We start from the raw sequence: 13,194 nt of genomic DNA, 5'->3' as shown, positions 1-13,194 counted from the left end.
GGGTGAGGGGTGAGGGGTGAGGGTGAGGGATGGTCATGCGCAGGATGGCGTCCTGACCTTGCCCTCCCGCCCTTCAGCCCTGTCGGCACGCGCGATCAACCGTCGCACCGTCCTCGGTGCGGCGGCATCTTTTCTCGGCAGCGGATTTCCCTCGCTTGCCTCTCCCGATGCCGTGCCCGGCTCGGTGTGGGAGAGCGCCGATCCCCGGACCGCCGGCTGGTCGTCCGCCCGTCTCCAGGCGGCGCAGGACGAGGCGGCCCGGCTTGGCACGACAGCCGTGGTCGTGGCGCGGCATGGCCGGCTGGTGGCTGGCTGGGGTGATGTGACCCGCAAGGTCGATGTCGCCTCGGTGCGCAAGAGCCTCCTCGGGGCACTGATCGGCATCGCGGTGGCGGAAGGGCGGCTGTCGCTCGACAGCACGCTGGCCGATCTCGGCATTGACGACCTCCCGCCCGCGCTCACACCGGAAGAGCGCCGCGCGAGGCTGCGCGATCTCCTCATGGCGCGCTCCGGCATCTATCACCCCGCCGCACATGAAACGGCACCGATGAAGCGCGATCGCCCGGCGCGCGGCAGCCACCCGCCCGGCAGCTTCCGGTTCTACAATAACTGGGACTTCAACGCGCTGGGCACCATCTATCGCCGCGCCACCGGCGAAGACCTGTTCGCGGCCTTCGAGCGACGTATCGCCGGGCCCATCGGCATGCAGGACTTCACCGCCGCCGATGGCCGCTATGTGCGCGAAAAAGCTTCCGAACACCCGGCCTACCCGTTCCGCCTCACCGCCCGTGACGCTGCACGCTTCGGCCAGCTTTACCTGGACAGGGGCATGTGGGGCGGCCGGCAGATCGTGCCCGCCGATTGGGTCGCAGCCTCCACCACCGCCTGGTCGCCGACGGATCGCGGGCATCAGGGCTACGGTTATCTCTGGTGGGTGCCAAACCCCGACGTGTTCGGCCCGGGTGCCGCCTATGCCGCCGGCTATGGCGGGCAGATGATCGCCATCGTGCCCGCGCGAGGCCTGGTGATGGCCGTCACCACCGATTGGCGGCAGGGCGGGCACACGGTGCGGGGGTCGGAACTGGTGGGCCTGCTCATGCGGGTGGTCGAGGCGTCGCCGCCATAATGCTGCCCGCCCGGTCGGGGATGGCTGTCGTTTCCGCTCAAGGCTCTCCGATGACGATCCGCGCCGCATGATTCTGGCTGTGTCCGCCCCGGAGGTCGATCTGCCGGCCCTGGACGCGCGCCCTGCGCGGCGGGAGCGGCTGAGTCCGCCTGCCGATGCCGGCCGCCTCGCCGGTTCCGTGGGGGTGCACCTCGCTCTGTTCGCCGCCATCCTGTTCGTTGCCGTGCCGGCCCGCCTGCCACCGATCGAGGAAAATGCGGTGGAGACGGAAGTGATCGACGCTCGCGCCTTCGACGCGCTGCGCGGTGTCACACCGGCGCCCTCCGGCGCGGCGCGGTCGGAAACGCCACTGCCGGCGCCGGATACCGCGTCCGAGGCGCTGCCGTCCGCGCGCCCCACCTCCATGCCACCGCCGGTCGCCGCGGTGCCGGGAACCGCCGCTCGCCCGGTGATACCCGACATGATCCAGCCCTCCCGCATGCTCTCCGATCTGGCGCTCGGCCAGCCGCATAACCGGGGGCTGCGCCGCGAACTCGGGCGGCTGGTGGACGAGGATCGCATCGCCCAATTGTGCGACCTCGAGGCGATGGAGCAGATCCACGCCTGGCAGGCCGACTTCCAGCCCGACCGGCTGGTCGACTATGCGCTGTCCGACACGCGCATGGAGGGCACCACGCTCATCGCCCATGGCGGCGCCTTCCGCAACCAGCGCAAATGGTACGAAGTCTCCTATCGCTGCGAGCTGGACGCCGGGCTGCGCAAGGTGGTCGGCTTCGCCTTCCGCGTCGGCGCGGCGATCCCGCGCGAGGAATGGGCGACGGACAATCTTCCCTCCCTGCACTGACGCTCAGGGCGCGGGCTCAGGGGGCGGGCTCAGGGCGCGGCGAGATCCGCGCCGCATTCGGTGCGTACCAGCGCCCGCAAATGCGCCATCAGCGTCGCGACGGCCGCGTCGTCGCCGGCGAGCGGGCGCCCGTCCAGCACCAGCACCGGGCGGATGAAGCGTACGCTGTTGGTGAGGAAGACCGCGTCCGCGCCGAACAGCACCTCCGGCGCCAGCGGACGCTCCTCCACCGAGAGGCCGAGCGCGGGCGCGGCCTCGATCACCCGTGCGCGCAGGATGCCCGGCAGGCAACCCTCGGCCAGCGAGGGCGTGACGAGCCGTCTGCCGATCCGCACGAAGATATTGGCGATGGTGGAGCAGCACACACGCCCGCGCGTGTTGAGGATGAGCGCGTCGTCGACGCCGGCGACCGCCGCCTCGCGCGCGGCGAGGATGTGGTCGAGATATCCGAGCGTCTTGAGGTTGGCGGTCGCCGAGTACTCGTTGCGCCGGCCGGTGGCGGTGACGAGGCGCGCCGGCTGGCCGACCAGGGTGGGGCTCCACGGCGCGGTGGTGACGATGAGTGTCGGCTCCCCCGCGTTTGCCGGCCACAGGCCGCGCGCCGCTGCGCCGCGCGTCAGCGTGGTGCGCAGGATGGCGGGGGCAGAGGCGAGCCCCGCGTCGATCGCCGCGTCGATCGCCGTGCGTTCGACGGCAATGCCGAGCTGCCGTGCGGCGGCGAGCAGCCGCTCCACATGACGGTCGCGCGCGAAGACCACGCCTCCCAGCGCCAGCGCGGTGTCGAACACGCCATCCCCGAGGGTGAAGCCGCGATCGTCGACCGAGACGACGGCACTCACGGCTCGGCACCCCAGCGGGCGGGCCAGACCTTGGCCCAGTCCGGAGTCGGCAAGGCGGCGGGCGCCAGCAGCGGCGGGTAGAGCTGCGGCGCGTCGTCCGGCAAGGGGGCGAGGGCGAGCGCCGGCATCGCCTTGCCGAGCCCGGCGAGGCGCAGGAAGTTCGCCAGAAGCTCATAGCCGGGGCCGGTCAGCACCGATTCGGGATGGAATTGCACGCCGAACGTGGGATGCGTGCGGTGGGCGAGGCCCATGATCTCGCCATCCTCGCTCCAGGCGGTGGCGACGAGCGGGGAGCCGGGGTCCAGCTCGACGGCGAGCGAATGATAGCGCCCGGCCGGGAAGGGGGAGGGAAGCCCCGCGAACACGTCGCTGCCGCGATGGGTGACGCGGGAGACGCGCCCGTGCATCGGCTCCTTCGCGCGCACCACGCGCCCGCCAAAGGCCTGGCCGATGCATTGATGGCCGAGGCAGATGCCCAGGATCGGCAGCCGGCCGGAGAAGGCGCGCACCGCCGCCAGCGAGATGCCGGCCTCAAAGGGTGAGCAGGGGCCGGGCGAGACCACCAGCGCATCGGGCGCCAGACGCTCGATGGCGGCAAGGTCGAGCGCATCGTTGCGCACCACTTCCACCTCCTCGCCCAGTTCGGTGAGGTAGCGCGCGACGTTGAAGACAAAGCTGTCGTAATTGTCGATGAGCAGGATCACGCCACGTCCTCCGGCTTGAAGGCGCGGAACAGCCGCTCGGCCTTGGTCAGGCTCTCGGCATGTTCGGCGGCGGGGTCGGACAGCGCAGTGATGCCGCCGCCGACGCCGAAGCTGGCGACAGGCCCATCGGGGCCCTTCTCCACCGTCACGCTGCGGATGGCGATGTTGAAGTCCATCGCGCCATCGAAGCCGATATAGCCGATGGAGCCGCAATAAAGGCCGCGCGGGCGACCCTCCAGCTCGCGGATGATCTCCATGGCGCGGATCTTCGGCGCGCCGGTGATGGAGCCGCCGGGAAAGGAGGCCGCCATCAGGTCCAGCCCGTCGCGTCCGTCCTGCAGTGTGCCCGTCACGACCGAGACGAGATGATGCACATTGGCATAGGTCTCCAGCCCGCACAGGTGCGGCACCTTCACCGTGCCGGGCCGGCAGACCCGCGAGAGGTCGTTGCGCAGCAGGTCGACGATCATCACGTTCTCGGCGCGGTCCTTCTCGCTGGCGGCGAGTTCGCGGCCGCGAAAGGCATCGAGGGTCGGCTCCACCGAGCGCGGCACCGTGCCCTTGATCGGGCGGGTCTCCACCTGCGGGCCGGTCAGCTTCACGAAGCGCTCCGGCGAGGAGGAGGCGATGATGCGATCATCATTGACGATCAGCGCCGCGAAGGTCGCCGGGTTGGCGCGGCGCAGCTGGTCGTAGAGCGCGAGCGGATCGGTGGCGTCGATCAACGCCTCGAAGCGCTGGGTGAAGTTGGCCTGGAAGATATCGCCGGCGCGGATATACGCGATGACCCGCGCCACGGCGGCGCGGTAGCCGTCGGCATCGAAATTGGACCGCCAGTCGCGGGCGATGGCCGGCGCGCCGAGCGGGGGCAGCGGGCCGGCGAGCCGCTCGCTCGCCTGCGCCAGCTGCTCGCGGGCGCGGCGCGCGCGGCGGGCGGGCTCGTGCTCGGGCCAGCCGGTGGAGACGATGAAGGCGCGCCGGCCCACCACATCGAAGGCGATGGTGAGATCGTAGAAGCCGAGGTCGATTTCCGGCCCTTCTCCCGGCTCGGCCGCGCGCGTCGGAAAGCGGTCGAACAGGCGGCCGGCCTCATAGGCGACATAACCCGCCGCACCGGCCTGGAAGGCGGCGTCGCCCGGCAGGCGCGGCTGCGCATAGGCCCTGAGCCGCGCGCGCAGCGCCTCCAGCGGCGGCGGCGCCTCGCGCGCGCCGTTCCAGCGCGCCACGCCGTCCTCGACCCTGAAGCGGCCGAAGGGGCGCGCCATCAGGTAGGACCACCGCCCGAGCCGCGGGTGCGCCATCGCGCTGTCGAGAAAGACCAGTCCGGACTGGCGCGCATCCGCCCCGCCCGCGAGGCGGCGCGCGGCCTCCCACGGGTCCTGAAAGGCGATTTCGACGACGAGCGGGAGCGCTTCCTGAATCATGGACCGAATATGGAGCCTCATGCCGCGCGTTCCTAGATCGGACGGCGCGGGGCGCGATTTGTTTGCCGACATCCCCGCCTCAGTCCAAAGCGTCTCTTGACGCACGGACACGCCAATGCTCGCCTAGACGGACAAGCAGGGACCGGCCGGGTTTCGCTCCGGCTCGAAGTCGCTCAAGCGTTCAGAACAAGCCACACACAGTCTCGGGAGGGACGCATGAAGAAATTGACCGCCGCCGCCATGGCGCTCGCCGCACTGGCGCTCACCACCCTGCCGCTCAGCAAGGGCAATGCGCAGGATTATCCGGCGCGCACCATCACCATGGTGGTGCCGTTCGCTGCCGGTGGGCCGACCGACACGGTGGCGCGCCTCGTCGCCGAATCGATGTCGCGCTCGCTCGGCCAGCAGGTCATCGTCGAGAATGTCGGCGGTGCCGGCGGCACGCGCGGGGCGGGACAGGTCGCCAAGGCGTCGCCGGACGGCTACACGATCCTGCTGCACCATATCGGCCAGGCGACGGCGGCCACGCTCTACCGCAAGCTGCCCTACAATGTGCTGACCGATTTCGAGGAGGTCGGGCTCGTCACCGACGTGCCCATGACGCTGATCGGCAAGCCGGACCTTGCGCCCCAGGACATCGGCGCGCTGATCGCGCATGTGAAGGACAAGAAGGACGGCGTGATCTACGGCAATGCCGGCGTCGGCTCCGCCTCGCATCTGTGCGGCATGCTGTTCATGTCCGCGCTCGGCACGCAGATGACCACCGTTCCCTATCAGGGCACGGGACCTGCGATGAACGACCTGATCGGCGGCCAGATCGACCTGATGTGCGACCAGACCACCAACACCACCGGCCAGATCAAGGCGGGCAAGGTGAAGGCCTATGGCGTGACCACCAAGAACCGCCTCAAGTCGATGCCTGACCTGCCGACCCTGCAGGAGGGCGGGCTTTCGGGCTTCGAGGTGGCGGTGTGGCACGGTGTCTATGCGCCCAAGGGCACGCCGAAGGCGGTGGTGGACAAGATCAACGCCGCGCTGGTTCAGGCGCTGCAGGACCCCAAGGTGATCGCCCGCTTCGCGGATCTGGGCACCGAGCCGGTGGCGCTCGATCGTGCGACCCCGGAGGTGCACAAGGCTTTCCTCGCGGCGGAAGTGGCCAAGTGGAAGCCGGTCATCGAGCAGGCCGGCGTCTTCGCCGACTGACGCGGCGCCCGGAAGGGCCACCCACCCGGTGACGCGCGCGTCGCCGGGTGGGCTTCATTCGTGACGATCTCGGGGAATGTCCGCGCATGACGCGTTTCGTGAAGAATCCCAAGGATGTCGCCAGCGGCCTCCTGCTGATTGGGCTGGCCGCCTTCTTCGCCTGGCAGGCGATGGACCTGCCGATGGGGCGGGCGATCCGCATGGGGCCGGGCTATTTCCCGATGATCCTGGCCGGGCTGCTGGCGCTGCTCGGCCTCATCGTGCTCACAACCGGGCTGGCGGTGCCCGCCGGGGAAAGCCACGCGATCGATTTCGCTGGCTGGCCGTGGCGCTCGCTGGCGCTGGTGACACTGGCGGTGGTCATTTTCGGGCTCGGCATCCGCCCGCTGGGGCTCGGCCCGTCCATGGGGCTGGCGGTCTTCCTCTCCGCGCTGGCGAGCCGCAAGTTCAACCTCCTCACCGGCCTCGCCTCGGCGCTGATCATGGTCGCGTTCTCGTGGGCGGTGTTCATCAAGGGGCTCGGCCTGCCGCTGCCCCTGCTCGGGCCCTGGCTCGGCGGCTATTGAATCGGGAGCGGGTATCTTGGAAATTTTCGATAATCTCGCCCTTGGCTTCTCCGTCGCCTTCACCTTCCAGAACATCTTCTACTGCTTCCTCGGCGTGCTGCTCGGCACGCTGATCGGCGTGCTGCCGGGCCTCGGGCCGGTGCCGACCATCGCCATGCTGCTGCCCATCACCTTCGGCCTGCCGCCGGTGGCGGCGCTCATCATGCTGGCCGGCATCTATTACGGTGCGCAATATGGCGGCTCGACCACGGCGATCCTCATCAACCTGCCGGGCGAGAGTTCCTCGGTCGTCACCGCCATTGACGGCTACCAGATGGCGCGTCAGGGGCGCGCGGGCGCGGCGCTGGCCACGGCGGCGATCGGCTCGTTCGTTGCCGGCTCGGTGGCGACGTTCCTATTGGCGGTGTTCGCGCCGCCGCTGGCCGACCTCGCCTTGAAATTCGGTCCGCCGGAATATTTCGCGCTGATGGTGCTGGGCCTCGTCGCCTCGGTCGCGCTGGCTTCCGGCTCGGTGGTCAAGGCGCTGGCGATGGTGGTGCTCGGCATCCTGCTCGGCCTCTCGGGCCAGGATGTCTATACCGGAGCGCCGCGTTTTACCTTCGACATGCTGGAACTGGCCGATGGCATCGAGTTCGTGGCGCTCGCCATGGGCGTGTTCGGCATCGGCGAGATCGTGCGCAATCTGGAGGACGAGCATACCCGCACCGTAATGGTGCAGAAGGTGAAGGGCCTGCTGTTGTCGAAGGACGACATCAAGCGAATCATTGGGCCGATCCTGCGCGGCACCTTCCTCGGCTCCTTCCTCGGCATCCTGCCGGGCGGCGGGGCGATTCTCTCCTCCTTCGCCGCCTATTCGATCGAGAAGAAGATCTCGCGCCATCCCGAGCAGTTCGGCCGGGGCGCCATCGAAGGCGTGGCGGCGCCGGAATCGGCCAATAATGCCGGCGCGCAGACCTCGTTCATCCCGATGCTGACGCTGGGCATCCCGTCCAACCCGGTCATGGCGCTGATGATCGGCGCGCTGATCATCCAGGGCATCGTGCCGGGCCCCAATGTGGTGAACGAGCAGCCGAGCCTGTTCTGGGGCATCGTCGTGTCGATGTGGCTGGGCAATCTGATGCTGGTGGTGCTCAACCTGCCGATGATCGGCATATGGGTGCGCCTGCTCACCGTGCCCTATCACATCCTGTTTCCGCTGATCGTCGGCTTCTGCTGCATCGGCGTCTACAGCGTGAACAACAACGCGATCGACGTGTTCACCATGGCCGTGTTCGGCCTCGTGGGCTACGTGCTGGTGAAGCTCGACTGCGAGCCGGCCCCACTTTTGCTCGGCTTCATCATCGGGCCGATGCTCGAGGAATATCTGCGCCGCGCCATGCTGATCTCCCGTGGCGACCCGACCGTGTTCTTCACCCGGCCGATCTCCGCCACCATGCTGGCCCTCGCCATTCTGGCTCTTGTCGTCGTGCTGTTGCCGTCGGTCCGCAAGAAGCGCGAGGAGGCCTTCAAGGAATAGGTATCCACAGGCACGTTGGGGAAAGATGGATCGCCTGGCCGGTCCCTATGGACAGGCCAGAATCCCTTTGCTACATGACCACTCGTTCGCGAGGCCACGGCCCGCGAGGGCGCATAGCTCAGTTGGTAGAGCAGCTGACTCTTAATCAGCGGGTCCTAGGTTCGAGCCCTAGTGCGCCCACCATCCCTGGATGGTGGAACTTTCAGATCGTTTTCCGTGCGGTTTGACTTATCTTCCAGATCCGCATGCTTTGCCGATCTGGTCATCTCCGTCTCCCCAAGCTCGATCCACGCTGCGAGATAGATGCGTCAAGACGCACACGCATGCTCGAAACGGCATGCCCGGCCATGGCCGCCCGCCCGGGCTGTCGGCGTGTGGCCATCATCACGAAGCCTGCTGCGTCCGGGCTGATCTGCGGCTGACCGCACGCGTCGCCGCCGGGGCGAGGCGCAATCCTCCATGGCCTCGAATCGGCGTGATGCCCACGGCCGCGCTGCGCGCATTGCCGGCGGCTACGGGCGACCGACGATCTGGGACGCGATGGCGTTCTCGGCCCGGTGCCGCGGCTCCCGCATCGGGGCGCCGGCCTGCGCGCTGTCGGCGTGACGAAGCGAGCCGCGCCAGCCTGTGGGGTGAGCAGGGCCCGCGACCGAATCCCGGATACCTCGCCGCGTCCGTCCAGCATGTTGGAGCGTCTTACGACTGTAAGAGCGCACCTCTACAAGGGATCGTTCAACGTGAGCTTCCGCAGGATCTATGCCCCTCGTCATCAAGCCGCGCCCGTTGGCGGTGCTCACCAAGGTCGAACGGCGCCGACGCGGGACCCAGTATCTCGTCACCGTGATGGCATCGTTCGATCTCGCGGACAGTTCCCGCCTCGATGGTGAGCAAGGCCTGTGGATGATGGCGGCGCAGGCGCTGCCTTCCGGTGGGGTTCTGGATGTCGGCATGCCCAAGCCCCGGGCGGAATTGCTCATTGGCGGGCGCATCCAGGTCCCCGAAAGTTCGGGGCTCCTGCTGGAGGCGCAGGTGGGCGCCCTGACCAAGCGCCTCGCGGTCTATGGTGATCGCTGGTGGCGTCTGGGCGTGGCGGGCTATGAGGCGACCCCGGCGCAACCGCTGGTCGATCTGCTGCTGGGGCCGGACCGGGCCTATGGCGGGCCGGGGCACCGGCTCAATCCGGCCGGGCTCGGTTTTGGCGCGGCGGCGCGCATCGGTGCTGGCGCGCCCGTGGCGCTGCCCAATGTGGAGGATCCCGCCGCCCTCGTCTACGCGATGGACGATGAGCCGGCCCCCGCGGTGTTCGGTCCCATGGATGTGATGCATCCCGCGCGGGCCGCTCTTGCCGGGACCTATGACAAGGCCTGGCTGCAGAATGTGGCGCCGGCGCTGGCCGATGACATTCATCCGGATTTCTTCATGACGGCCCCGCCGGACCAGCGGTTCGCCGATTATCTGCGCGGTGATGAACCCTTTCGCCTGCGCAACTTCTCCCGCGACAGGCCCGAGCTCAGCGGCCGGCTTCCGGCTTTGCGACCGCGGGCCTTCGTGGGGCGGGAGCGGCAGGAGTGGGTGGAGGTGAGCCTGCAACTCGACACGCTCTGGCTGTTCGCCGGTGCGCGCCGGGGTCTTTTGTGCTGGCACGGCGGGGTGCCCGTGGCCGACATGGATGGCAAGGATGTCACCGATCTGATGCTGGCCTATGAGCGCATGGCGGATGCGCCCCGCTCCCTTGACCATTATGCGCAGGTGCGGCGCCTGCGGATCGACCCTGAGACCGGGCCGCGCCATGCCTTCAGCGAGGGCCAGCTCTCGCCCGAGCCGGATCCGATCGATACCGCGCGCCGCGTCGCTGCCCGCTCGACCCGGGCGCGTGCGCGTGCCGTGCGCGACGCGCAGGCATCCGACTTCCTCATCACCCGCGAGATGGACCGGCTGTCGGTGCCGGTCGTGCTGCGACCGCCGCCGACGGTGCCGGACCCAGACCCGTTACCCCTGCCGACCCCGGAAGACCTGGCGGATGGAAATTTCGATCTGGGCGCCCTTCTCGATGCGCTGCAAGCGACCACCCGTGCCGCCGAGGAGAGCCTGCAGCAATTGGCGGCGCAGGGCCAGCCGGTGATCGACGCCATGGCGGATCTCGCGCGGCCCGGAGCCGGGGTGACGCAGATTGATGCCCTTCTGGCGAGCCTCGCGCCGCTGGGTGCCCCCGACATTGCCGCGAGCCTCGATATCGCCGCGGCGCAGCGCCCGGCGCCGGCCCCGGATCTCGACGGCGATCCTGTGCCGCCGGTGCTGGACACCGCCCTGACCGCCGCCGCCGTGGCGAGCGATTGGCGGGCCCTGCTGGCGAATGCGCTTCAGGGCGCGGACGATGAGGCCGTGCTGGCAGCCGCGCGGGCGCGCTTCCTGGACCTGCCGGGCGCCCGTCCGCTGGCGGAGGCGCGCGCAAGCTTCGAGCGTCTCGATGCGGTGGCTTTGCCGCCCATGCCGGATCTGCCGCAGGATGCACGCCCCGCACCGCCGCCGCCCGCCGACCCGGTGGCGGCGCTGCTGGCCACGCTTGCCGCGAGCCCGGACCTGCCGGCGGCGGAGGGGGCGGATCTCGCGCGGCAGGTGGCCGTCGCGGACCGGCAGTTGCGGGCAGCCCTGCCGGGGCTCGCGGCGAGCGGTGACGGCTCGGCGCTGGACCTCCTGCTGGCGCAGGTGGCCCCGAGCGATCCGCGAGCGGCCGGCCTGAGCGCCGATGAGCGGATGGCGCATGCCAGGAGCGAACTGACGCCGTCCCGCGCGGCGATGGACGCGGCTGAGTCCCGCCTGATGGCCGGCATCGCCAACCTGCGGCTGAACGCGCCGGAGGCGGCCTATCCACAGGAACTTTTCTCCCCCCATGTGGCGCGCAGCTTCGGCGATCTGATCGTAGCGGAGGCCCGAGGCGGCCTGAGCCTGCGCGGACGCGACCTCGCGGGAGCGAACCTGGCCGGGGCCGACCTCTCGGGGCTCGACCTCAGCGGCATTTTTCTTGAACGCGCCAACCTCGCCAACACGCGGCTTGTCGGGGCGATCCTTGTCGATGCGGCACTGACCCAGGCGCGGCTCGACCATGCGGATCTGTCGGATGCCGATCTCACCGGGGCGAACTTAAGCGGGGTGGATGCCCCCTCTGTGCGTCTGGCGGGCGCGCGGTTGGTGCGCACGCGCCTGATGAAGGCCGGCCTGCGCGGCGCCCTGATGCAGAAGGCGACCCTGCGCGACGTGCAGGCGCTGGAGGCGGATTTGGATGGCGCCGACCTTGCCGAGGCCCGCCTGGACGAGGTGATGGTGCTGAAAGCCACGATGCGGCGGGCAGCGTTCACCGGGGCGCAGTTGCGGCAGTGCCAGTTTCTGCAAACGGACATGACCGGCGTGGATTTCTCCGACGCCTTTGTGGATCGCTGTGGCTTTCTGAAGGTGAATGCGTCCGGGATGCGGGCCGTGAATGCCGATTTGCGAGGCTCCAATTTCATCGGCGGGACGGATCTGACCGCCGCGGACTGTCCCGGCGTCCTCGCCAGCGATTGCAGCTTTTTCGGCGCCAATCTCACGGGCGCACGCTTCCCGCGCGCGGTTCTCGACCGGTCGACCATCGCGGATGCCCAGCTTGCCGGGGCAGACTTCCGGCTTGCCTCGCTGCGCCGGATCTTTGCGGACGGCGCCACTCTCGTCGATGCCGACTTTATCGGCGCGCAGATGATGGAGGCGCAGCTTCATCGCGCGGATCTGGTCCGGGCGACCTTGCGCGGCGCCAATCTCTACGGCGCGGACCTCAGCGATGCCAATCTCGCGGGGGCGGATTTTACCGGGGCGAACCTCGCCAACACGATACTCGTCCTCGAGACCAGCCATGCGTGACCCTGCGCATGCGGATCTTCTGGAGCACGCGCGCCTCGGCCTGCTCTATGAGGGAGGCGACTTCTCCTTCACCGACTGGACACAGGCGCCATCTCTGGCCGGAATACGTTGCGTCCGCACCGGGTTTCGCGGCGTGCGCCTTGATCACACCGCGCTGGTGGGCGCGATGTTCGTCCAGTGCGACCTGTCCGGCGCCGTGTTTGCCGGGGCGGACCTGCGGGATGTCCAATTCATCGAGTGCACGCTCACCGCCGCCCGTTTCGACGGCGCGCAGTTGTCCGGCACGGTTTTCCTGCAGTGCGCGCTGGCGCAGGCGGGTCTGGCGGCGGCGCAACTGACCGACACCACCTTCATGAAATGCGATCTGTCGCAGGCGCGGCTTCCGGGAGCCCGGATCGACGGCACGGCACTGATGGAATGCAACCTGTCCGGCATCGACCTGTCGGGCGTGACGGCGACGCGCCTGATCGCCACCAAGGCGGATCTGACCGACGCCATCCTCACTGGGCTGACGTGCGACACCGTTCTGCTGGCCGAAGCCGACCTCTCCGGCCTTGATCTTACCTCGCTGGCGCTCGCCCGGGTCAACATGATGGGGTCGAACCTTGCCGGGTCGAACCTTGCCGGGGTGGACCTCTCCGGCAGCTTCATGAAGGCTTGCGGATTGGCCGGAGCCGATCTTTCCGGGATCACCGCGCCGCAGGCGCATTTCGCCCAGAGCGACCTCACCGGCGCGCGGCTGGTGGAGGCCAGGCTTGGTGGCGCGAATTTCATGTCCGCCCGTCTCGGGCAGGCGGACTTTACCGGAGCGGATCTCGAAATGGCGGTCATGACAGGCGCGAGCGCGCCCGCGGCGCGTTTCGTCGGGGCGAATCTGGCCCATGCGACCTTGGCCGGCGCGCGGCTGGAGGGGGCGGACTTCAGCGGCGCCACCTTCAAGCGCACGGATTTGCACCGGGCCAATACGCTCGGCGCGCTGAATTTCGGCGCCACTGGCGACACCCTCGAGACCGACCCGGAGCGGGCCGTGGCGGAGCTTTACAATCCCCAACAGGTGCGGCGCGCCATTCCGGAGCAGTGA

Annotated in this window: 9 protein-coding genes, 1 tRNA gene and 1 pseudogene; 8 read left to right on the top strand and 3 right to left on the bottom strand. The window is 69.2% G+C overall.

The features are described 5' to 3' along the window. Positions 1–22 precede the first annotated feature (22 nt). Together QOZ99_RS01785 and QOZ99_RS01780 are read left to right on the top strand one after the other, a co-directional pair. Positions 23–1,126, top strand: coding sequence for a serine hydrolase domain-containing protein (locus QOZ99_RS01785; RefSeq protein ID WP_306888160.1), 1,104 nt, complete (start codon positions 23–25; stop codon positions 1,124–1,126). Between the two features lie 67 nt (positions 1,127–1,193). Beyond that, positions 1,194–1,970: a DUF930 domain-containing protein gene (locus tag QOZ99_RS01780; protein WP_306888159.1), complete on the top strand. Its 777-nt coding sequence runs from the start codon at positions 1,194–1,196 to the stop codon at positions 1,968–1,970. 29 nt (positions 1,971–1,999) lie between these two features. On the opposite strand, the gene QOZ99_RS01775 is transcribed toward QOZ99_RS01780, so the two are convergent. The 3 genes and pseudogenes from QOZ99_RS01775 to pabB form a co-directional block, all read right to left on the bottom strand. Beyond that, complete coding sequence (locus tag QOZ99_RS01775) at positions 2,000–2,809, bottom strand: aminotransferase class IV (protein ID WP_306888158.1); 810 nt, start codon at positions 2,807–2,809, stop codon at positions 2,000–2,002. 143 nt (positions 2,810–2,952) lie between these two features. Then, a pseudogene (locus QOZ99_RS01770) lies at positions 2,953–3,513 on the bottom strand (anthranilate synthase component II); the annotation flags it as partial. Beyond that, positions 3,510–4,937 carry an aminodeoxychorismate synthase component I gene (pabB, locus tag QOZ99_RS01765; RefSeq protein WP_306888429.1) on the bottom strand — a complete coding sequence of 476 codons (1,428 nt, stop codon included), beginning with the start codon at positions 4,935–4,937 and terminating at the stop codon, positions 3,510–3,512. The gene pabB and the pseudogene QOZ99_RS01770, both read right to left, overlap by 4 nt. A gap of 216 nt (positions 4,938–5,153) precedes the next feature. On the opposite strand from pabB, the gene QOZ99_RS01760 reads away from it, so the two are divergent. The 6 genes from QOZ99_RS01760 to QOZ99_RS01735 all read left to right on the top strand — a co-directional run bounded on the left by QOZ99_RS01760 (position 5,154) and on the right by QOZ99_RS01735 (position 13,194). Then, on the top strand, positions 5,154–6,140 hold the full coding sequence (locus tag QOZ99_RS01760; protein WP_306888157.1) for a tripartite tricarboxylate transporter substrate-binding protein: 987 nt from the start codon (positions 5,154–5,156) through the stop codon (positions 6,138–6,140). A gap of 86 nt (positions 6,141–6,226) precedes the next feature. Then, the gene (locus QOZ99_RS01755) at positions 6,227–6,706 is read left to right on the top strand and encodes a tripartite tricarboxylate transporter TctB family protein (RefSeq protein ID WP_306888156.1); all 480 of its coding nucleotides are present in this window, start codon (positions 6,227–6,229) and stop codon (positions 6,704–6,706) included. A gap of 16 nt (positions 6,707–6,722) precedes the next feature. Next, on the top strand, positions 6,723–8,222 hold the full coding sequence (locus QOZ99_RS01750; RefSeq protein ID WP_306888155.1) for a tripartite tricarboxylate transporter permease: 1,500 nt from the start codon (positions 6,723–6,725) through the stop codon (positions 8,220–8,222). A 107-nt stretch (positions 8,223–8,329) separates the two neighbouring features. Next, a tRNA-Lys gene (locus QOZ99_RS01745) sits at positions 8,330–8,405 on the top strand. Between the two features lie 573 nt (positions 8,406–8,978). Continuing rightward, positions 8,979–12,113: a DUF2169 family type VI secretion system accessory protein gene (locus tag QOZ99_RS01740; protein WP_306888154.1), complete on the top strand. Its 3,135-nt coding sequence runs from the start codon at positions 8,979–8,981 to the stop codon at positions 12,111–12,113. After that, positions 12,106–13,194 (top strand): pentapeptide repeat-containing protein, encoded by a 1,089-nt coding sequence (locus QOZ99_RS01735; protein ID WP_306888153.1) that lies wholly within the window; start codon positions 12,106–12,108, stop codon positions 13,192–13,194. Before QOZ99_RS01740 ends, QOZ99_RS01735 begins: the two co-directional genes overlap by 8 nt.

This window comes from Ancylobacter amanitiformis, assembly GCF_030814815.1.
GTDB classification, from domain to species: Bacteria; Pseudomonadota; Alphaproteobacteria; order Rhizobiales; family Xanthobacteraceae; genus Ancylobacter; species Ancylobacter amanitiformis.
Note: the sequence above shows the minus strand (reverse complement) of the source record. Positions and strands in the feature narration are given on the sequence as shown.

Bases quoted from the DNA above. Each gene is read 5' to 3' on its own strand.
- QOZ99_RS01740 (WP_306888154.1), top strand. From the start codon at position 8,979: ATGCCCCTCGTCATCAAGCCGCGCCCGTTGGCGGTGCTCACCAAGGTC.
- pabB (WP_306888429.1), bottom strand. From the start codon at position 4,937: ATGATTCAGGAAGCGCTCCCGCTCGTCGTCGAAATCGCCTTTCAGGAC.
- QOZ99_RS01780 (WP_306888159.1), top strand. From the start codon at position 1,194: ATGATTCTGGCTGTGTCCGCCCCGGAGGTCGATCTGCCGGCCCTGGAC.
- QOZ99_RS01760 (WP_306888157.1), top strand. From the start codon at position 5,154: ATGAAGAAATTGACCGCCGCCGCCATGGCGCTCGCCGCACTGGCGCTC.
- QOZ99_RS01755 (WP_306888156.1), top strand. From the start codon at position 6,227: ATGACGCGTTTCGTGAAGAATCCCAAGGATGTCGCCAGCGGCCTCCTG.
- QOZ99_RS01735 (WP_306888153.1), top strand. From the start codon at position 12,106: ATGCGTGACCCTGCGCATGCGGATCTTCTGGAGCACGCGCGCCTCGGC.